Origin of the sequence: Bradyrhizobium sp. ma5 (assembly GCF_042258955.1) — a bacterium.
Taxonomy (GTDB): domain Bacteria; phylum Pseudomonadota; class Alphaproteobacteria; order Rhizobiales; family Xanthobacteraceae; genus Bradyrhizobium.
On record NZ_CP170156.1, the window covers coordinates 3,625,741 to 3,646,762 of the forward strand.

Sequence of the window (21,022 nt, forward strand, 5' to 3'; positions counted from 1 at the left end):
CCGGCTGCCGCCGATTGACGGACAATCGCCGTAAGAATTCTGATTCGATACTTCGTTGTGAGCGTAAAACGCCTGAGTTTAGGTTAGTTTCCGGGCACAACTTGCATGTGTATAAATCCACAATTCGAAAGTTTTTTCGCCATTTTTGCTCGTTAACCAACCTGCTCAGCCAGTCGGGGGGGCAATTTCAATATCCCGTCGCGCTGAAATCTCCTCGCGGTTCGAGGCCCTAACGCTCTGATGATTGCTTGCGCCGTTTTGGCCGCAAGCACGCGTATGTCGCGTATCCTCGGATAGGCGTCATTGGAATTCCATGTGCATGCAAAGGACCACAAACGCAGGCGGTAGCCGCGAAGGGTAGAGTAACGAAATGGCGATCCAGAACGGAAATGCCCACGCAACTCCAGATCTAGGGTTTCGAGCGCTGGCTCTGTTCCTGCGCCTTCATGGCGTGAACACCGAACCCGATCAGCTCCGCGATCGTTGCGGAGACAATGGGATAGGCATCCGCGGAATGCTCCGTTGCGCGCGCGAATTCGGGGTCAAAGTCCGTGCGACGACAATGGATTGGCCGCGGCTGGCGGGCATCCAGCTGCCTGGCATCGCTTCGCTGCATGACGGCGGATTCCTGCTTCTAGGAAAAATCGAGGACCAGGTAGCGCTTGTGCTGCACCCGACCTCGTCGCATCCGCGGCGGATGACGCGTGCGGAATTTGAGGCGATCTGGGATGGCGGCTTGATCTCGCCCGGCTCACAGAGCCTCACACACGGCGCACGTCATGCGGTTGCCGACATCGGCGCCCGAGCAGTTGGCCTAGGCGCCGGCCTGATGCGCCACGCCGGTGGCCTGCTGACGCTTGCCCGCGACGGCTTGGCCAAGGCCCGCGATACCTTGTTGACGAATGCGTCCGGCATGCGGGCGCGTTTTACCGCTTCCGGCGATGTTGCGAACGAGGCCGCGGATACCGGATCCCCGGCTGCGAGCGCCGATCCCGACGACGTCGACGAATCCGGGCTCATTGCGCTCGCGATCTTGCTGCGTTGCCACGGAATTGCTGCCGACCCCGCCCAAATCCACCACCGGGTCGGCGCGGCGCGCATTGGCGTTACTGAAATCTTGCGCTGCGCCAAGGAGTTCGGGCTCAAGGCAAGGGTGCAGCGGACCAGTTGGGACAGGCTTGCGGTCACGCCGCTGCCGGGAATTGCACTGCTGCGCGACGGCAGCTTCCTGATTCTCGGCAAGCTGATCGACGGCAAGCTTCTCGTTCAGCGCCCGCTGTCTCCGCGCCCTGAAACCCTTACCCAGGCCCAGCTCGAGGCGATCTGGGATGGTGGCCTCATTCTGATGGCCCGGCGCGCCAGACTGACCGATCTCGCGCGACGCTTCGATATCGGCTGGTTCGTCGGCGCCATGCAGAAGTATCGCCGCCTGCTCAGCGAGGTGCTGGCGGCGTCGTTCTTCCTTCAGATCTTCGCCGTTGTCTCGCCGTTGTTCTTCCAGGTGGTCATCGACAAGGTGCTGGTGCATCGAAGCATGAGCACGCTCGACGTTCTGGTTATCGGCCTCGTCGTGCTGACTGTGTTCGAAGCCATTCTCGAGACGCTGCGCGTCTATCTGTTCGCGCATACGACAAACCGTATCGACGTCGAGCTCGGTGCCAGGCTGTTTCGTCACCTGATGGCGCTGCCGATCGCCTATTTCCAGACGCGCCGCGTCGGGGATTCGGTGGCGCGCGTCCGGGAGCTGGAGAACATCCGCCAGTTCCTGACGAGTTCGGCACTCACGCTGGTGATCGACCTTCTGTTCACGGTCGTCTTCCTTGTGGTGATGTTCTACTACTCGACGACGTTGACCTGGATCGTGCTCGCGTCTTTCCCATTCTACATCGGCATATCGGCGGGAGCCGCGCCGCTCTTCCGCGCGCGCCTCGATGAGAAGTTCAATCGCGGCTCCGAGAATCAGGCCTTCCTGGTCGAAAGCGTCACCGGCGTCGAGACCTTGAAGGCCATGGCGGTTGAGCCGCAGATGCAACGCCGCTGGGAAGAGCAGCTCGCCGGCTATGTCGCCGCCAGCTTCCGCGTGCTCAGCCTGAACAATACGGCGAGCCAGGCCGTTCAGATGATCAACAAGCTGGTCATCGCCGCGACCCTTTACTTCGGTGCGCGGCTGGTGATTGGCGGAGAGCTGACCGTCGGCGAACTCGTTGCGTTCAACATGCTGGCAGCGCGCGTCAGCACGCCGGTGCTGCGGCTTGCACAGGTCTGGCAGGACTTCCACCAGGCCCGTCTGTCGATCGATCGTCTCGGCGACATCCTCAATACCATTCCGGAGCCGAGCTTCACGCCGTCCCGCGCGGCTTTGCCGCCGATCCGCGGCCAGGTGAAGTTCGAGCACGTGACCTTCCGCTATCGCATCGACGGCCCCGAGGTGTTGCACGACGTGTCCTTCAGCATCGAGCCGGGCCAGGTCATCGGTATCGTCGGCTCGTCGGGGTCGGGCAAGAGCACCGTCACCAAGCTGATCCAGCGTCTCTATGTTCCAGAGAGCGGACGCGTGCTGGTCGATGGCGTCGACCTCGCAATGGTCGACCTGAGCTGGCTACGGCGCCAGATCGGCGTCGTGCTGCAGGAAAACGTGCTGTTCAACTGCACGATCCGGGACAACATCGCACTGACCGATCCGACCATGTCGATGGAACGCGTCATCGAAGCGGCAATACTGGCCGGCGCGCACGACTTCATCCTGGAACTGCCCGAGGGTTACGACACCGTCGTGGGCGAGCGCGGCAGCAGCCTGTCTGGCGGACAACGCCAGCGTATCGCAATCGCGCGCGCGCTGATCACCGACCCGCGCATCCTGATTTTCGACGAGGCGACCAGCGCGCTGGATTACGAAAGTGAGCGCGCGATCCAGCAGAACATGAGGCGGATTTCCGCCGGCCGGACCGTGGTCGTTATCGCTCACCGGTTGTCGACTGTACGTAATGCCGACCGGATCATCACGCTCGAGCATGGCCGCATCGTCGAGGACGGCAGCCATGATGAGCTGATCCAGACCAATGGCCGTTACGCCAATCTCCATTACCTGCAGGCCGGTATCCATGACGTCCGCTAGTCGCAACATCGTCCCGTTTCCGAGGCGCGAACTCCGGCGCCGGGAGCACGAGCTTGCATTTCTGCCGGCGGCGCTCGAAATCGCCGAATCGCCGCCGTCACCGATCGGGCGTGCGATCGGAGCGAGCATCATCGCAATGTTCTGCATCGCGCTCTTGTGGGCGACGCTCGGCAGCGTTGATATCGTCGCCACGGCGACCGGCAAGATCGTGCCCGGCGGCCGCACCAAGCTGATCCAGCCATTCGAGACGGGTGTGGTCCGCGCCATCAAGGTCCGCGACGGCCAGAGCGTGAAGGCCGGCGACGTTCTGATCGAGCTCGACCCAACGATGACGGAAGCCGACCAGGAGCGTCAGAAGAGCGATCTGCTAGCGGCCGAACTCGACGCAGCGCGATTGCGGGCGGCACTTACAGCCGATCCGCTCGCCGCTTTCCGTGCTCCGCAGAACGCAAGCGCCGCCGAGATCGAGATGCATCGCCAGTTCCTGATCAGCGAGCGCGCCGAGCAAAATGCCAAGCTTTCCGAAATCGAGCGGCAGCAGGGGCAGAAGGAGGCGGAGCGGGACACGACATCGGCGAGCGTTGCCAAGCTGGAAGCAACCATCCCCGTGCTGCAGGAGAGGGTCGATATCCGCAAGGGCCTCGTCGAAAAGGCACTGGCTTCCAAGGTCGTCTATCTAACCGAGTATCAGGAGCTGGTCGCCATGCAGCAGGATCTTGTGCTGCAGAAGAGCCGGCTGCGCGAAGCCGATGCGGCGATCGCGCTACTGAAGGAAACCAAGGAAAAGGCTGCCGCGGAGTATCGTCGCGCGACCTATGACGCACTTGCGAAGGCCGAGCAGAAGGCCGCCAGTGCGGCGCAGGAGGTCGTCAAGGCGGACCGGCGCACGAAGCTCCAGCGTCTGACCGCGCCAGTCGACGGGGTCGTGCAGCAGCTTGCCGTTCATACGGTGGGCGGCGTGGTGACCCCGGCTCAGGCGCTCGCAGTGGTGGTCCCCAGCGAAAGCCAGCTCGAGATCGAGGCCATGCTCTCCAACCGCGATATCGGATTCGTCCATCCGGGGCAGGAGGCGGAGATCAAGATCGATACCTTCAGCTTCACGCGCTACGGACTGCTTCACGGCGACGTGCTCAGCGTGTCGACGGATGCCATCACGCGCGACAGGACGCAGGGGTCGAATGACCGTGCATCGGGCGCCACGATGAGCAGCAGCGAGCCGAAAGGTCAGGAGCTGGAATATGCTGCGCGCGTGTCGCTCGACCGGACGCACATGCAGGTGGAGGACAAGCTCGTCAAGCTCGGCCCGGGCATGGCGGTGACGGTCGAGATCAAGACCGGTACGCGCAGGATCATCAGCTACCTGCTCTCGCCGCTGGCGAGGTACAAGCAGGAAGCGTTGCGGGAACGGTAAGTAGCCGTCTTGCTTGGGCGAGGCCTTGCGCCGCCGGACCAAGCCGGGCGCCACGCAGGCCCAATGCGGAAGTTGGAAAGGTCCGGATCGACGGTGACGCGATCCGGGCCTGCGCATCGCCGCTCAGACGTGGCAGGGCCCTGAGGCAACAGCTTTTCCGCCTTATACCGATCTCGCTGCCGCTCTGAGGGCACTGCGCGACACGGCGCTTACCTCCAGGCAGCCTCTCAACGCATTCTGGTTACTTCGGATGGTGTGCTGTTCAGCTTGCGAATTCAATGCCACTGTTGGGCATTTCAGTTCAATGCAAGCGCTGATTGTGGCGGGATAGATCAGCCGGCATCGGAGGGGTTAATCACCTTGTGCGGCTTCGTCGGCATATTCCAATTCACAGAATCGTTTGAATCGGCTCGCAGCCGGGCGCTCGAAATGGCGAAGACGGTCAGGCACCGTGGACCGGATTGGAGCGGCATTTATTCCAGCGAACGCGCGATGCTCGCGCACGAACGCCTTTCCATCGTCGACGTGGAGCACGGCGCCCAGCCCCTTCTCGACGTTGTCGCGGGGCGGGCGTTGGCTGTGAACGGAGAGATCTACAACCATGTCGTTCTGCGCGACGCACTGAAGCGGCCGCACGATTGGAAAACGAAATCGGATTGCGAGATTATCCTGTATCTCTACGACGAGTACGGACCAGCGCTGTGCAACATGCTGAGTGGCATTTTTGCGTTTGCCCTCTTCGATGAACATACCGGCGAGTTCTTCGTCGCCCGAGACCACATCGGCATAGTGCCGCTTTATATCGGATGGAGCGGCGACGGCGTAACGTACGTCGCCAGCGAAATGAAGGCTCTCGATCTGGTGTGCGAGACGATCCAGGAGTTTCCGCCAGGACATTACTATAGCGGCAAAGCCCGCGAATTCGTCAGGTGGTACGATCCAGAGTGGGCGCATGCCTTTCCAACCAAAAAGGCGTCGCTGCACGAGCTCCGGACGTCGCTCGAGACCGCAGTCATACAGCAAATGATGTGCGACGTACCTTACGGGGTACTTATTTCCGGCGGGCTCGATTCATCGCTCATCGCAGCGCTCGCAGCACGGCACCGCTTCAAGCGGATCGAGTCTGGGGAGACCGAGGAGGCTTGGTGGCCAAGGCTACACTCGTTCTCTGTGGGCTTGGAAAATTCACCCGACATGAAGTATGCGCGTAAGGTGGCGGCTCACATCGGCACGGTCCATCATGAAGTTGTATTCACTGTGCAGGACGGGTTGGACGCATTGCCCGATGTGATCCGGCACCTGGAAACCTTCGATGTCACCACCATCCGTGCCGGTACGCCGATGTATCTGATGGCGCGCAAGATCAAGGCGATGGGCATCAAGATGGTGCTGTCTGGAGAAGGCGCCGACGAGGTGTTCGGGGGCTATCTCTACTTCCACATGGCCCCATCAGCAGAAGAATTCCACGAGGAGACCGTTCGAAAGCTCTTTGCGCTGAGCAGGTATGACTGCTGTCGCGCAAACAAGGCAACCGCTGCCTGGGGGGTCGAAGCCCGCGTACCGTTCCTGGACAAGGAATTCCTGGATTACGCGATGTCGATCAATCCTGCCGAAAAAATGTGCCCCGGTGCGAAGATCGAAAAGGGCATATTGCGGGAAGCCTTTACCGACCTGCTGCCGCAGGAGATCTTGTGGCGTCAAAAAGAACAGTTTTCAGACGGAGTAGGGTACGGCTGGATCGAGTGCTTGAGGAATCATGCCGAAGGCAAGGTCTCGGATCAGATGTTCGCAGAGGCGGGAGAGCGCTTTCCGAAGCAGACGCCGACCTCGAAGGAGGGATATTTCTATCGGACCATCTTCGACAGCATTTTCAAGAATCCGACAGCCTGCCTAACCGTCCCCGTCGGTCCCTCGATCGCGTGCTCGACGCCGACCGCGTTTCTCTGGTCCCAGCAATTTGCGAGCATGGATGATCCATCAGGAAGGGCGGTGAAAGGCGTACATATTGAGGCCATTGACAACGTTTAGGCAGTTTGGTGGCCAGGAAGTTCAATTTGCATTTGCTGACCCGAAGAGCCGCAGCTTCTTTTTTGGCAGGTTCGTGACGATCGTTCGTAGCGTCCGTTTGGCCTCGCGCAGCCTCGCCTCGATGTGGCGTTCCGGACCGTCTCTGCCGATCGTGATCCACTTCATGGCATACTCGCTGTTTGACAGATGGGCCTTGTGCCCAGCGCCGCCAGCCAGGAAGTCGTAGCCGCTTTCCCCGCGCGAGATGCTGTCCTCGATGGCCAGCACATGGCTGACGAGCCCGGGCTTGAGCCGGCCATCGCTCTCATAGAGAAAGCCGCTTTGGTAGTTCAGGACACGGCCGCCATGCACGAAATTGTACACGACCCCAATCGTCTGGCCGGCAACCAACGTCCGTGAGATGCGGACAGCTCCCGTGGGTATTCCGCGCGCGATGAGATCCTCGTGGAACGGACGGAAGCCCGGATTGGCGAAAGCGCCCTTGCGTCCCCATCGCGACCGATGAAAGTCGCTCAGCAGATCGAACGCGGCCAAGGCTTCCGTCGTCGTTTCCATGATCCGGAATTCAAGGGGGCCTCGTTCAGCGTACAACCTCATGGCACGGCTCACGGCCTGGCGAGTGCTGCGGCCCAGTGTGGCGCGATAATCCTTCTTTTGCTGACGGACTTTCGCGAAATCAACCCACAGGGCCGTATCAGCCTGTTTCACCTCGCTGACGAGCCCAGCCTGGCTCGCCGCGCGGCAAGCGGCCAACTCGAGGTCTGCATCAATTCCGGAAAGCACCAGCTGATCCGAGCGGCGCAAGCGGGATGTCAGCGCGTCGAGACCTGCCGGGATAATGGTGTCCGGTTGCTCTGCAAGAATGCTATTGCACTCGATGAACAGCCGGTCGAAACGGGTATCTCCCGATTCATTGAGCAGCCAACGTGCCCGCGCATGCGGTCCAAGACTCCATGCTCTCCGCCGGCCAATAATCGCCAATCCGACGATCTTGCCTGACGACCGTGCTACGAGGACATGTGGTTGCGTGCCATCCGGAATATGCCGCAGCCAGGTGCCGATCCAGAGCCAGGACAGAAAGAACGAGTGATTGGCCCGAGCTTCGAGCTCCTGCCACGCGCTTTCAAGCCAGGCAGTGCTCTTCAATGCCTCCAGGCTTACATCGGTGACGGCGTCGGGCATGCTCATTCTTGTTCAACGCCAGAGGACCGCGAGCGCGCTTTGATGAGAGAACAAGGATCCTGCTGCAATGATCGCGCATGATCCCATGATCGGGCTGGCCTGGTCACACACGTATCCTTCTGGCGGCCACGCCGTCGGGCGTCTGTGACCGTCGCCTCGGCCGGGCGGATAGCGGTACTATATCGGGAATTCGACCTAGGTGCGGACCCTTTCTGGTTACCCACTCCTGCGACTTGTGCCTTCGGCGCGACTGTGCCGAGGGGCTGTGACCGGCCAGCTTTCAGCTGGTGCCGGCTGGCAGCCAGTGCTTCGGGCGCGCGCAATTTCCGCAATTGTGAGAACGACTACGATGGTCGAGATAGAGCCTGAGCTGAGGCCAGGAACGCTCCGAGTTGCTCGACCAGATCTGCGGCGATCGACTGGTCGACCATCAGAATTGTGGTGCCCGGTGTTTTGTCGGACGACCAAGCGCCCTGAGCGGAGATCGCAGCATGATCGGAGCGCACCTTCACAAGCACGCGGGTTCTCTCGACGTTGAGACGCTCACCGACGAGATTGGTCCCTTCCACAGCGCCGCCGGCAGTCTGCCTGCCAACAGCGACGGGCGAAATCTCCAGGATCGCCTGGGCCAGCCAGATCGCGTGCTTGTAGGGAATCGTCCAAATTGCCGAGCCATGATCGGCGTCAACATCAACTCTGAATGCCAGCCCGTCATCGGAGCTCTCAATCCCGAGAAAACCCTTGATGGTTTGTCGCTCAAGCGTGCCGTCTCGATTGGTCAACGCGGGCCTCAATTTTGCTTTCGCGCTAGTGAGCGTTGCTATTCCGAATTCCACCTGTTTTCGAGTGAGCTGATCGCTCCGCAATTGGGCGGGACCGTCGCTCCCTAGGCTGGAGCGGCGATCCCTTATCGCACGATATGTCTGGTCGGGGTGTGGGTGTCCGCCAATCCGCACGACTGGGAACACGATAAATCGGCAAATGCCTGCGGCAAATTGCCATTCTGAACTAGTCCTAACTTAAGAGATCCAACAGCACGTCGGCTCTTGGGGCAAAGGTATTAGCGCGCTGCAACAATCGCAGACTACTGGTGACGAAATTCAAGAGAGACGTAAATTCAGTGGTCGAGGTCGGCCGCCACAACCTCCGAAGCCCCGTAGCCCCAGCTCCCCTGACCTTGGCGACGCCCGCGGGGATCCAGTCGTCGCCTGGCCGCGACAATGAAGCGGCCGCCGAGTGAGGCGGCCTTACATTCCCGCGCAAAAGCAGCATTCAACCACTCCGGCACGGCTGCTGAAATAGGCACAGCGCCCCGGTCGGTGCTGTCCAAGTAAGGCCACTTGCAGGAGCGGATTGGGCCATTGGCGCACCATCATTGCAACAACAAAACCCCGTGTAACTCCGACGGGGTGAGTTCAGGCCCAAGCCTCGCACCCCGGTAACGGCCCCGGTCTATCGCCCAGATCGGGGCTGTTTCTTTTCGGCGGAGCAGCGGCCGGTAGCTCGCCCATCAGGAGCGCAACAAACTCTCCGGCCCTGAAGGGCGAGGTGTTCAGTCCCGAGGTCAAAGTTGGAGGGGATCGACCTGGAATCGATCTGGCTCGTCGCCCGTGCCTTGCAGAGTAGGCATCAAGGAAGGTGGCGAGATGATCGTCGAGATCACGAGCTCAAAGAGCACTGGGCGAAACCAAATGAACAAGGCCGCCAAAAAAGGCGGCCTTACTCAGCAGTCCCAGGATTGGTTTCCGACATTCAATTGGGCATTAGTCCCGGCGAGGACAGTCTCCCGCTCAAATGGGCATTTGTCTCTGCGTACCGGGCGAGCTTGATCAGCGCTTCCTTGGCTGCACACGGGGCCAGAGCTGCGGCCTCATTCCGAAGCTCTCTGGCTCGCTCTGCAAGCCGTGCTTCGAGAGTATCTCTCTGAACCACGCGTTGGCGTAACTGTCGCATGCGCTTTCCCTCGAAAGGTCCCCACCCGGAACTTACGATTCCAAGCCTTAACCGCGCGTAAAGATGCCCCCGGAGCAAGCTGTTCTGAGACGCCAACACGGCGCCAAAAGGGCGCCAAGTGGGATAAATTGCGAATTGCCTGGCAGCGCACAGCTTTTGCAGAACGCCCAGGGAGGACGTCGAGATTCGCTCCCCGACGGGCTGCGGTGCTCGGGCGTGCTCCACGACCCGGCGGGCCATTCCGGGGCGGGAGTTGTCGTTTTTATGCCGACTTGAGCGTCACTTGCGCCTGTCTTGGTCCACGATGCGTCGAGCGATGGAGTTCGTTGCAGATAGTGTGTCGATCTCGCAACGTCTCAATAGTTTCGCTGGGTATGGGGCTGCTTGGGCTTCACGTCGCTGCCAATTCGTCGTCTAATCATGACGGACCTCCGGCGGCGATTTTATTTCCAAGACGTTCATTTGAAATCGGGTCCAAGAGGTCGCTGTCCAGCGCCAGCGGCCTCTTCGTTTTGCTTCATTGAATTGCAAAGGACCGTCCAATGCCGGTACAGGTGTGGGCCGTTGCCGCTTCGATCGGCTGGACAGCCGTTGTGGGCACGATGTTGCTCTACATGATTTTCGGCCCCGGCTAACCCTGCGATGCTGGCGTACGACCGTCGGCGAGGGGACACCACCGCGACACGACATGTCGCGGCCGACGTTATTCCAAGGCGATCACAGCGCCGACATGGCGGTGTGTGGATCCCGCTCTTGAGCTTGCTTCAGCGCCGGCTCCGGCCACCGCGGGAAATGCTGGGGCCGCTCGGTTATCCGCGGAATTTTAGCCTAATGGCAGGCATGAGCCGGGCTTCTCATTGTCGCCATGCTAGCTCATTTTTTTTGCCATACTCCCTAATTAACCAAATCGAGCTTAGCAGTCGGGGGGCAATCCCACTGCAACAGAATGTATTGGCGGTCCTTGGGCTGCATCGGAAATCTGCTCGCGGCACAAGGTGTCGTGAGCGCGTGGTACGTCGCGCGCCTTCGTGATGCGCGGCAGTGGAATTTCCTTGTAAGCGTCAAAAGAGAACAATCTCTGCGACCCACGGAGGTCTGAATTGGATACGACCGGGACAATTACATCATTTTCTTCCACACCGATGACGAGGTTTTCGATCGGGGGCGACGTCTACGGCGTGCAGGATGCGAGCACGAGCTACAGCCTGACCAGTCCTGACGCGCAAACCCTGCGCTTCCAGGTCCAGCAGGGCGATCATGCCTGGTACGACAGCTCGTCTGTCGACCGCTCCGAGGTTTCGGGCGCGGGCAACATTCCCGGCGGCACTCCGCTCAGCCTGAACTATCAGTTCATGGTGGAGGCAAATGGCGCCAACGGGTCATTTACGAATACCGCAGATGGCTGGTTCATCGTCGGACAGATGCACAATGATGATAACGCGAGCGGCGTGGGCACCTCGCCGCCGTTTGCGATCCAGCTTGTCGGCAATCATCTGCAGGTTGTCGCCAGATATGTCCAGCCGGGTCAGAACCCGAGCAACGGGGCCGGCAATGTGCAGATGCTCACGCTCTGGACTGACCCCAATCCGATCCAGACGGGCGTGTACAACAATATCCAAATTCAGGCAGACGTTTCGAACACCGGTGGCGGCTATTTGAAGGTCTCGATCAACGGGACACAGGTCGTGAACTACAGCGGCCCCTTGGGCTACGGGCAGGCGACCAATTGGGAATACGGAATCTATCGGTCGACGGCGCCCGAGACCGTCGCCGTCGATTACCGAAACATGACGCTGTTGACGGGATCGTCGGCGACCGTCACGTCGCCATCAACTCCGACACAGCCAACCACGGGCACCACGACCGACCCAACCACCACCCCAACTGCGACCACCACCCCGACCACCATTGTCACGCCGGCTATGACGCAGGCCACCACTTCGCCTGCGACCGCGGTCGTCAGCCCGGCGGCGACGGTCACGACGGCCGACCCCAGCGTCCTAGGCGCCATGGGAGCGATGGGCGCCATGGGAGCGATGGGACTGGCGCCGACATCGGCGTCCGGCTGGTCGGCGCCGGCGGCCAGCGCAAGCGCAGCAAGCCCGCCAAGCCTGGATTTTTCGCGTTTCGGATTTGACACCGATGGGCTGGCAACCGCCGCGCCGCAGACGACCAATTGGTGGGGAGATCAAGGCTCGGCCGCCGCGTCTCAGGCAGGCAACAGCTATGCGCTGCTGAACCAGTATCTGGCGGGTAGCTCGGGTGGGGCCAATGGCATGATCGCCGTAGCCATGAGTGGCTCTGCTTGGACACAGAACTCGTTCCTGACCAAGCCTCAGAGCTAAAGGACTGCCGGTCCGCGCAGGGTTCATCTGCGCGAGGCCCGTTCTCCTACGTGGCACCTCAGGCAAATCGGTCGTCCTTGGCCGAGCGGGTTCGCATGTGAGACCCGCTCTCGCGGCATTCGAGCCGCGTGATCTTTTTGCGTACCCCAGGCCGGCCCGAGGTTCGGCCTGTGTCACTTCGTTCTAGTGAAGCATTGGCCGTTGATCTCCTCGATGTCGATCCGCCCGTCCTGACGGGCTCGAATGTTCGAGAGTGGCTCCATTGGTCTGCGAGCGCCTTCCCGGGATCCGCGTACAAAGGTAGCTGCGCCTGAATCGGTGGTCGTGCCGGCACGAGCGGTCCTTGAAGCGTTGTTCAGTTTTTCGCGAGGCGAAACAGCAGGGCCTAAGGCGATATCGAAACAAAATATTGGCGGGCGACACGCAGCAAGTGAAGCGCTTTTCCCAGCGGTCCCACCGCGTTGTTCGGCGTCCTTTCAGTATGTGATCTTCGATTACCAAAATGAGTACCGCATATTAGGTCAGCAAAACTTCCCGAAAGCAGTCAAACCTCGCTGTTGACCTGGAGCATCCCTGGAGAGGACTGTGGATCGACTGGCTATCATCGCACTCGCGATCGTAATCGCGGGGCTTCTGAGCGGCGGCGTCTATTCAGTGTCGAGTTCAGGCCTCAGCACTGCAATAGTCATCAACCGCTTCACCGGCGCAGCGTGGTCGTGCAGCGTCGTTTGCGAACTCATCGAAACACGCCGGAATTCAAAATGAGGCATCTTGGCCTCGACGCGCCCATGATCTGCTGCGGATCAGGCCAGGGGGCCGGCGGCTGGACAGGTCTGGCCTAAATCACGAGGTAAGCTACGGCTCAATTCCGAGATGGCGTAGTCGCGCCTGCGGCGCTCGCTGGCTCGTTCTTGTGGCCGGACAGACAATTGGAAATGTTGTTTGTGGCCATTGGCTGCCTCCGTCAGGCCGCTGCCGCGCGCCTGGAGGAGGTGAGGGCAGTCCGACCATCCGGCCGAACCGTCGCTTGCCATCTAGCTGCCGCGATAGCCATTCGGGTTCTGCTTCTGCCAGCGCCAGTGATCTGTGCACATCTGTGTGAGCGATCGCTGTGAGGTCCAGCCCAACAGATTTTTGGCGAGTGTCGGATCCGCGTAACAGGTGGCGACATCACCGCCCCTGCGTTGGTCGATCACATACGGAACTGGCCGGCCACTCACGGTCTCGAATGTCTTGATCACCTCCAGGACGCTGCTGCCGCTTCCCGTTCCGAGATTGATGGTGACAACGCCGGGCTGCCTCAGCTCGCGCAAGGCGCTCAGATGTCCGGATGCAAGATCGACGACATGGATGAAGTCGCGGATGCCGGTGCCATCCGGAGTATCGTAGTCATCTCCCCACACGTGCAGCTTCTCACGTCGCCCGATGGCGACCTGCGCCACAAGCGGCAACAGATTGTTGGGCACGCCGAGCGGGTCTTCTCCGATGAGCCCGCTTTCGTGGGCGCCGACCGGATTGAAATAGCGCAGGATGGCGATCCGCCAATCGCTGTCGGACCCATGGAGATCCCTCAGAATCTCTTCGACAAAATACTTTGTGCGGCCATACGGATTGATTGGGCCTACGGGATGCTTCTCGTCCAGCGGCAGGTATGCGGGCGTGCCATAAACCGTTGCGGAGGAACTAAAGACCAGCGTTTTCACATCGGCACGCGACATCGCCGACACCAGCCGCATCGTCCCAACAACGTTGTTTTGGTAGTACGTCATGGGTTGAGCGCTGGACTCACCGACCGCCTTGAGCCCGGCGAGGTGAACGACCGCGGTCACGCCGTGGGTGCGCAGGATCTCGTAAATCGCCGCCTCGTCGCAGATATCGATGTGCCGGAATACGAGCGATCGCCCGCAGATGGCCTGCACCCGTTCGAGCGATGCGCGATTGCTGTTGCAGAGATTGTCGACCGCAACGACATCCAGCCCGGAGTCGAGTAGGGCGACCGCGATGTGTGACCCGATATAGCCGGCGCCTCCGGTCAACAGGATCATTCTGATTCCATTTCCATTCCGCGTCTGCACGCGCCCGATCACCAGGTACTGGCAGTTGTCCTGGCAACGTCCGCGTCAAGCGTTTGCGCTGAGACCAAAGCGGCCGGCACCAACGGTGCCGATCGCCACATCGATGGGTGCCGCATCGGTCGATGCGGCACGAACTCCGGCTCGAGATATCCGGCCGAAAGCTTCGCGGTGGGTGGCCGAACCGATTTCGGCTATTTCCGCAGTCGGATCGCCCCTTCGGCCTTCGAACCGATATCCTTGCGGGCGTGGCCGTTCGCAAGAGGCACTTCGAAGTAGTTTACCGCATGGTCGATTGAACCGATCGGCGCGGGCCGGCCTGTCCTCGCGATTTTCGGAAGTTCTCGTCTTGGCGGGAGGAGGCGTTCGGTTGCGTCAGCGGCCGGGTACGTCGTCGGCCCGTTTGATGGCCGAGCTGTAGGTCGATGGTTCAGCCCCCAGATCGCCGCCTGTGTTCTGTTCTGAACACGAATCTTACGGAGGATCGCCTTGATGTGAACCTTCACCGTCGCTTCCGCGATGTCGATCTTGCGCGCGATGCACTTGTTGGAATCGCCTTCGATCAGACACTGGAGAATGGAGATTTCTCGCGGCGAAAGTTGCTGTGCGAGCCTGTTGTCCGCGCCCGTCACGGCATGACTGTCATCGAGGCGTGGAGGGACACCGTCCGCGTCGCGCTTTTCGATATCAAGAGCGGACGTCAGGAAGTCGGTCGGAAACACCGTTCCGCCCATCATCACGAGCTCGATGGACTTGATGAACGCATCGCAGTTCATCACGTCGATGAAATAGCCGGTGACGCCGGCTCGGATCGCCGCAGTCAACTCGCTCAGTCGGTAGTGATCTGCAACGACCGCAATGCGTCCGTCCGCGTGACGGCGCTTGAAACACTCGATCTGCTCGATTGTGGGTCCGAAATCATCGCCGCTGTGAACCACCAGGAACAGTGGCGGACAGGTTGCAGCGCTTCCGGCATTGACCTTGCCAGGCAAATCGTCAACATCGGAGATTGAAGCAAAGACTTGAAAATTTTCGGAGTTTAGAATTCTGGCGAGACCCTCTTTCCGAAGACTGTTTTCGCCACCAAGCACAATAGAAAAAGAATATTGTCGTCTCATGGAACTCTCCTGGACGCTACAAAATATGAAACAGGCTCATCGGTTTAATCCGACTCGTTTCTTGAATGGCTTGCCAAGCCAAAACATCGCGACGCATTGAAATTGCTTCTTCAAATTCCGGTCGCTTGGACTGAAATCTGGGGCGAAAAAAGCCCTGAGCATGCGTCAAAAGATTTACTAATATTAGATGCTAATCCCCAATATCCCTATATACCGTTGGTTATAGACAGTCCTTGGAATGTCGCCCGTAATATTATCCCCGTATTTCGACGGGCTTCTTCCGCAGACTTGTCGAACAGCGCTCGTTTAAGGCTGCGTCGATCCCATGATGCTATTTAAGATTGTAAAACTGCCGGATTTCGGCATACCCGCGATGAGAAAATTTGACTTGAATGCCTCAAAGTGAAGTAGCTTGGAGCGATATTGGGTGCCGATTTGAACTGGGGGGACTGAGGATTGGCGGGAAATGCATTTCAGTCGTGTGGTCATTGCTAGCAGATATCCCGTTGTTTTGCTGGGTCTGAACTGTCTGCTGGAAGCAGAACGTGATTTCAGGGTTGCTGCTCGATGCAGCGATAGCGCGTCTTGCTTCAATGCAATTCGCGCGCTCGTGCCCGATATCGCCATTCTGGACATATCGATGCCTGACATTTTTGGGCAGGCATTGCACGTTATCGCAAATTTCCGGACTCCCGCTGTCCGGCTCGTGTTCCTCGCAACCTCCGTTGAGGATCGCGACCTCACCATGTTGGCGGAAGTGGGCGCCTTTGGCGTTATCCTGCATGACGAGGAGCCCGAAACTCTTCTCCAGACATTGCGGCAGGTCGCGGACGGCCACAGGATGCTGCCTGCGCCTTCGAGCGAGGTCGCTATCTCTTCTCGGCAGTCCGCGATTTTAGAGAAGCATCTTGCCGTACTGACGGACCGGGAGCGTCAGATCATGCGTCTGGTATCGGAGGGATTGTCAAACAAGGAGATTGGCCGTCGTTTGAAGGTAGCTGACGGCACCATCAAGGTTCATCTCCACCACATCTTTCGCAAGCTCGAGATCGGCAACAGGACAGCTCTTGCTACGCTCGCGGTCTCATACGCAGGGCAAAGCGGCTTGTCTTCCGATTAGCACGCAACCTCTTTGACTTAGGACGATATCAACCGACCTGGCGCTCGGGCGCACGGTGTGTTGGCTGACCGGTGACGGGAAGTACAGCTTCACCGCATTGGTTTGTGCTTGACCGGCGATGGCGCCATTCAACGTCCATCGCATCGCAACTGCTCCCTCGCGAGCACGCTTTGTCCCAGGGCATGCCCCAAATGGGCCATGTCGAGATCGATCGAGTCTTTCCGGCGTGACTAGCCCAAGACAGACATAGCCCAAGACAGACACTGATCGAGGCGGTGCGCGAACTCCGTCAGCGCGACAATCAGGCAGGAAGCCAAAGCGTATGAACGTCAGGGGGCCTAGGTCTTTTGATGTAGCCGTCCATACATCTAAATATCCATCAGGGCTCCTTGTCTTCGCGCTTACGTGATTGTTCAATCGAAGAAATCCGCGTGAACGGGAGCCGCCGCTCCAGAAGGAATGCTCCGGTGCGCACGAGCGCTCCTGCGATCGGAATCCAGGTATGACGCTTGACTGGCCTGAGCTCGACCTTACCCGATTTTCCGGCGCGGGCGGGGCTCGTGGGGCGTTGGCTTCGAGCCAGAATTTTCATGTTGCCTTGGCCCGCTCGGGGCCTCGATTGTTGCGGCCCGCCGAATGCGACGTCAGTCAGACACTTGTGGAGCCAGCAGCGTCCTTTCCGAGCTTCCTTGATGAAGGAGTTGAGCCGAGGGCCGGGATCGTAGTGCCGGTTCTCGAGGATGACTGCCTGGAGGTTCTCGCATGCATGCTCGATGTGAGGCAGGAGGTCGTGCGTGGGATAGGCGCCTTCCTCAGCGAAGCGGAACGCAGACGCGCTGAAGGGTTGAAGTCGGAGCGGGATCGCCGCCGCTTTATTGCTTGCCGTGGTCAGCTGCGCCAGATCCTCGCTTCCAGGTTGGGAATCTCGCCGTCCGATGTCGAGCTGGAATATGGACCGCTGGGTAAGCCCCAGCTCTCTCACCGCATGCCTTCGCGCAATTTGCACTTCAGCGTCTCTCGATCCGGAGACGTGGCAGTCGTCGCCCTCTCGACCGGGCGAGAGGTCGGAGTGGACATCGAGGCAGTTCTCCCCGTGCCCGAAGCGGACGAGATCGCTGCGCTGTGCTTTTCCGCCTCCGACTACGAGTCTTATGCTGCCCTCGGTCCGGACGACCGGCTGGAAGGCTTCTTCCGGCGTTGGACCCGGCTGGAGGCTATTTCCAAGGGCCTGGGATGCGGCTTGGGATACCCCAGTTCCTCGGACGAAAGGGATTGGGTTGTCCGAAGTTTCATACCTAAAACGGGGTATCTCGGGAGCGTGGTTGTTCGGAAATGAATGGTCGTCCGGACTGGAGCTTCCGCGATGTAATCATTCACTGAGGATAGCGGGGAGCCCGGCCAAGTTGCTGGAAGGGCACGCAAGTTCACTCCAAGCCGCGCTTGTTTGAGACACCTCGCGGTCGCAGTCGAGAACACGGGAATAGCCTATGCAAGCGCGCGTGACGCAGTTTTCGGAACTGCTTGCAGACCTCGCGGTCAAGGACATCAAGGTCTGGGTCGAGGGCGATCGGTTGCGGTGCAGCGCTCCGGCTGGCGCGATGACGGCGGAGCTTCGCGATCAATTGCAGGGGCGGAAGGGTGAGATCATCGCGTTTCTGAACATGGCCACCGCCACGGCCACGCAACAGCCTGCAATCATTCCCTTGCAGTCGCGCGGATCACGCACACCCATTTACGCTGTACCGGGGCATGTCGGAGCACCCTTCTCATTCTCGGACCTGTCGAAGCACCTGGGCGGCGATCAGCCGTTCTACGCACTTCAACCGCCTGGCTTCGACGGGCAGAGCAAGCCGATGGACCGCGTCGAAGATATCGCCGAGTACTTCGCTCGCCAGATCGTTCAGTATCAGCCGGTCGGTCCGTACATCATCGCTGGTTACTGCTCCGGCGGTCCAACAGCCTTCGAATTGGCCAAAATCCTCACAAAGCGCGGAGCGGACGTTCCGTGCGTCGCTCTCTTTGGTCCTCTTCACCCCGCCACCCATCAGGAACTGCTGCGTCTGCTGTACTTCACTGCCTGGGGGACGATCCGATCGGTCCGGAGATCGATGGCGCAGTTGCCGACATTTGGCGCTCGTCTCCGATATTTCGGCAGTCGCCTTCGCGAGCGCGCCTTCATGCCCCTCGTTCGCAAGGAGCCTGTCACGACAGATCCGGTGCTGGCCAGCAGAGCTCTGCTCAAATCCACGGCGATGGCGGCCTTTCGGCGGTACATTCCCACTCCGTACTCAGGCCGCGTATGCATATTCCTTCCGAACAGGGCCTGGCTGCGATCGGGCGCAGCACCTCATCGATGGCGGCTCGTGGCGCCCGATGCCGAATTCTATTTCGGCCCCGACGGCTGCGACGATGTCTCCATGCTGGTAGAGCCTGACGCACCTGCCATCGCAGAGCTTTATCGCCGGGCAACACAGAAGCTCAACGATTGACGTGATCTGATTTTTTAGCTTGCCGGATGGGAGCGCATTTCATGAATGAAGTCCTGCCTATCGTAGCGGAGAGCGTGGCGTTTCCTCCGCTGCAAGATGCCGATTATCGGGCGCGGGTCGTCGAGTACAACGCCACGTCGGCGCACTACCCGTCGGACAGGACAATCATCGATCTTTTCCATGATCAAGCGATGCTCAGTCCTGATGTTGAAGCGATCCGCTTTGGCGATGCAATGCTGACATACCGGCAGCTCGACGAACGCTCCAACCAGATGGCCGCGCATCTGGGCTCAAAGGGCGTGGGCCCGGGGCGGATCATCGTTGTCTTCATGGAACACTCCATCGAGGTCGTCGTCGCGATCCTAGGCGTCCTCAAAGCAGGCGCAGCCTATGTGCCAATCGATGCGGCGACGCCGAAAGGGCGCATTGCTACAATCCTGAAAGACATTTCCAGCGGGACCGGCGGGCAAACGCCGCTGGCGATCACTCAGGCACGCCTGCAATCGGTCATCTCGCCGGAGCTCGCCGACATTTTCGTGCTCGACGCCGATTTCGCTTCGATCCTGAATCAGCCGGGCTCGGCCCGACCGTCCGCCGCGACGTCGGAGGGCATCGCTTATATCATCTTCACCTCAGGCTCGACCGGCACGCCCAAGGGCGTCGAGATCGAGCACCGCAGCCTTGTGAACTACATCTGGTGGGCCGCGCGGGTGTACAGTTCCGGCCAGCCTCTCGCATGGCCACTTTTCTCATCTCTCGCCTTCGACCTGACCGTCACAACACTCTTCGCGCCACTCATTACCGGTGGCCGAATCTTGGTCTATCTTGGCGATCCCGGGTTGAGCAACATGGTCGTGCTCAAGGTCGTGGACGACAATGCCGTCGATATCATCAAGCTGACGCCGGCGCATCTCGCGATGATCCGCGACCGCGATCTTGAGGCCACGAGATTGCGCAAGTTCATTGTGGGCGGCGAGGATTTCAAGACCGAGTTGGCGCGCGACATCACGAAAGCCATCCCTCATCCTGTTGAGATCTACAACGAGTACGGACCAACCGAAGCCACAGTGGGCTGCATGATTCATCGGTTTGACGTAGACCAGGATCAATCAGCGTCGGTGCCGATCGGCGTTCCGGCCGCCAATGCGGGAATTTACGTTCTCAGCAAGGAATATCAGCCGACCGGCCCCAACGTCATCGGTGAGATGTTCATCGCAGGCGATGGTCTCGCGAGAGGCTATTTCAATCGCCCCGATCTGACTGAAGAGCGTTTCCACACGGCCACAGATCCCCGAGATGGCTTTTCGAGGCTGCGGCTGTACAAGACCGGCGATCTTGCCCGCTGGTCCTCGGAAGGACGCTTGGAATTTCTCGGCCGCGTCGATCATCAGGTGAAGGTTGGTGGAACGCGTATCGAGCTGGGCGAGATCGAAGCGCGGCTTCTCAAGCAGCCCCACGTTCAGGAATGCGCTGTCGTTGCCGTTCCCACCCCGGTGGGGAATACGGAAGATGGCGTAATCACGCGACTCGTAGCCTACTATGTCGCCTCGAAACCTCTGACCGTGGCGGAGCTGCGCGCCCACCTTGCCGAAGAACTCCTGGAGTCGATGGTTCCGACGCACTATGTCTGCCTCGAACGCATGCCGCTCACGTCCAACGGCAAGATCGACCGCTCTTCGCTTCCCGAGCCGACGGCGGACAGCATTCAGCCGGCACACGAGTTCGCCGCCCCGTCAACGGAGACCGAGAAGACCTTGGCCGCCCTGTGGTGCAGTCTTCTCAAGCTCAAGTCGATCGGACGCCACGACAACTTCTTCGACCTTGGCGGGGAGTCGCTCCTGGTCGTGAGAGCGGTGGCGCGCATGCGAAAGATCTTCGGGGTCGACGTGCAGCTTCGCAATCTGTTCGAGCGCCCGACGGTGGCCGAACTGGCGGAAGTGATCGACGGGATGCGCTGGGTGGCCGATTCCAAAGCTGCACCCTCAGGCGGTCCGCGAGAAGAAATCGAACTGTAGAGCGTTTTCGAGCGAAGTGGGTACCGGTTCGCGTAAAGAAAACGCGTCAAAACAAGAAGCCGGAGCTTCGGTTCTGATTCAATCAGAACCGAAAGTGCTCTAGTCTATTGGCAGGGCCGCAGGTGGTTCTCAGGGCGCCGATACGGTCTGGACCCTGAGTGTTGGACTCATAGA

General features: G+C 60.0%; 12 protein-coding genes. 8 read left to right on the forward strand and 4 right to left on the reverse strand.

Going from position 1 to position 21,022, the window contains the following annotated elements; genetic code table 11:
* The first annotated feature begins 370 nt into the window (after window positions 1-370).
* The 3 genes from ACE103_RS16490 (at window position 371) to asnB (ending at window position 6,554) form a co-directional block, all read left to right on the forward strand.
* Window positions 371-3,115, forward strand: coding sequence for a type I secretion system permease/ATPase (locus ACE103_RS16490; protein WP_375780286.1), 2,745 nt, complete (start codon window positions 371-373; stop codon window positions 3,113-3,115).
* Window positions 3,102-4,526 carry an HlyD family type I secretion periplasmic adaptor subunit gene (locus tag ACE103_RS16495; protein WP_223973864.1) on the forward strand — a complete coding sequence of 475 codons (1,425 nt, stop codon included), beginning with the start codon at window positions 3,102-3,104 and terminating at the stop codon, window positions 4,524-4,526. The genes ACE103_RS16490 and ACE103_RS16495 overlap by 14 nt, the downstream gene beginning before the upstream one ends.
* 360 nt (window positions 4,527-4,886) lie before the next feature.
* The gene (asnB, locus tag ACE103_RS16500) at window positions 4,887-6,554 is read left to right on the forward strand and encodes an asparagine synthase B (protein ID WP_375780287.1); all 1,668 of its coding nucleotides are present in this window, start codon (window positions 4,887-4,889) and stop codon (window positions 6,552-6,554) included.
* Between the two features lie 21 nt (window positions 6,555-6,575).
* Here the strand turns inward: asnB and ACE103_RS16505 are convergent, their stop codons facing one another.
* Together ACE103_RS16505 and ACE103_RS16510 are read right to left on the reverse strand one after the other, a co-directional pair.
* Window positions 6,576-7,736 carry a GNAT family N-acetyltransferase gene (locus tag ACE103_RS16505; protein ID WP_375780288.1) on the reverse strand — a complete coding sequence of 387 codons (1,161 nt, stop codon included), beginning with the start codon at window positions 7,734-7,736 and terminating at the stop codon, window positions 6,576-6,578.
* A gap of 344 nt (window positions 7,737-8,080) precedes the next feature.
* Complete coding sequence (locus tag ACE103_RS16510) at window positions 8,081-8,518, reverse strand: hypothetical protein (RefSeq protein ID WP_194455079.1); 438 nt, start codon at window positions 8,516-8,518, stop codon at window positions 8,081-8,083.
* 2,271 nt (window positions 8,519-10,789) lie between these two features.
* Here ACE103_RS16510 and ACE103_RS16515 point away from each other — a divergent pair.
* On the forward strand, window positions 10,790-12,034 hold the full coding sequence (locus tag ACE103_RS16515; protein ID WP_375780289.1) for a heparin lyase I family protein: 1,245 nt from the start codon (window positions 10,790-10,792) through the stop codon (window positions 12,032-12,034).
* A gap of 1,034 nt (window positions 12,035-13,068) precedes the next feature.
* Here ACE103_RS16515 and galE read toward each other — a convergent pair.
* Together galE and ACE103_RS16525 are read right to left on the reverse strand one after the other, a co-directional pair.
* On the reverse strand, window positions 13,069-14,079 hold the full coding sequence (gene galE / locus ACE103_RS16520) for a UDP-glucose 4-epimerase GalE (RefSeq protein ID WP_375780290.1): 1,011 nt from the start codon (window positions 14,077-14,079) through the stop codon (window positions 13,069-13,071).
* A 221-nt stretch (window positions 14,080-14,300) separates the two neighbouring features.
* Window positions 14,301-15,224, reverse strand: coding sequence for a LuxR C-terminal-related transcriptional regulator (locus ACE103_RS16525; protein WP_375780291.1), 924 nt, complete (start codon window positions 15,222-15,224; stop codon window positions 14,301-14,303).
* Window positions 15,225-15,690: 466 nt separating this feature from the next.
* On the opposite strand from ACE103_RS16525, the gene ACE103_RS16530 reads away from it, so the two are divergent.
* The 4 genes from ACE103_RS16530 (at window position 15,691) to ACE103_RS16545 (ending at window position 20,848) form a co-directional block, all read left to right on the forward strand.
* Window positions 15,691-16,344, forward strand: coding sequence for a response regulator transcription factor (locus tag ACE103_RS16530; RefSeq protein ID WP_223973853.1), 654 nt, complete (start codon window positions 15,691-15,693; stop codon window positions 16,342-16,344).
* A 502-nt stretch (window positions 16,345-16,846) separates the two neighbouring features.
* Window positions 16,847-17,680 carry a 4'-phosphopantetheinyl transferase family protein gene (locus ACE103_RS16535; protein ID WP_375780292.1) on the forward strand — a complete coding sequence of 278 codons (834 nt, stop codon included), beginning with the start codon at window positions 16,847-16,849 and terminating at the stop codon, window positions 17,678-17,680.
* A 151-nt stretch (window positions 17,681-17,831) separates the two neighbouring features.
* Window positions 17,832-18,833 carry a thioesterase domain-containing protein gene (locus ACE103_RS16540; RefSeq protein WP_375780293.1) on the forward strand — a complete coding sequence of 334 codons (1,002 nt, stop codon included), beginning with the start codon at window positions 17,832-17,834 and terminating at the stop codon, window positions 18,831-18,833.
* Between the two features lie 41 nt (window positions 18,834-18,874).
* The gene (locus tag ACE103_RS16545; protein WP_375780294.1) at window positions 18,875-20,848 is read left to right on the forward strand and encodes an amino acid adenylation domain-containing protein; all 1,974 of its coding nucleotides are present in this window, start codon (window positions 18,875-18,877) and stop codon (window positions 20,846-20,848) included.
* The last annotated feature ends 174 nt before the right edge of the window (window positions 20,849-21,022 follow it).

Bases quoted from the DNA above. Each gene is read 5' to 3' on its own strand.
- ACE103_RS16530 (WP_223973853.1), top strand. From the start codon at position 15,691: ATGCATTTCAGTCGTGTGGTCATTGCTAGCAGATATCCCGTTGTTTTG.
- ACE103_RS16490 (WP_375780286.1), top strand. From the start codon at position 371: ATGGCGATCCAGAACGGAAATGCCCACGCAACTCCAGATCTAGGGTTT.
- ACE103_RS16540 (WP_375780293.1), top strand. From the start codon at position 17,832: ATGCAAGCGCGCGTGACGCAGTTTTCGGAACTGCTTGCAGACCTCGCG.
- ACE103_RS16495 (WP_223973864.1), top strand. From the start codon at position 3,102: ATGACGTCCGCTAGTCGCAACATCGTCCCGTTTCCGAGGCGCGAACTC.
- ACE103_RS16535 (WP_375780292.1), top strand. From the start codon at position 16,847: ATGACGCTTGACTGGCCTGAGCTCGACCTTACCCGATTTTCCGGCGCG.
- ACE103_RS16545 (WP_375780294.1), top strand. From the start codon at position 18,875: ATGAATGAAGTCCTGCCTATCGTAGCGGAGAGCGTGGCGTTTCCTCCG.
- ACE103_RS16505 (WP_375780288.1), bottom strand. From the start codon at position 7,736: ATGCCCGACGCCGTCACCGATGTAAGCCTGGAGGCATTGAAGAGCACT.
- galE (WP_375780290.1), bottom strand. From the start codon at position 14,079: ATGATCCTGTTGACCGGAGGCGCCGGCTATATCGGGTCACACATCGCG.
- ACE103_RS16525 (WP_375780291.1), bottom strand. From the start codon at position 15,224: ATGAGACGACAATATTCTTTTTCTATTGTGCTTGGTGGCGAAAACAGT.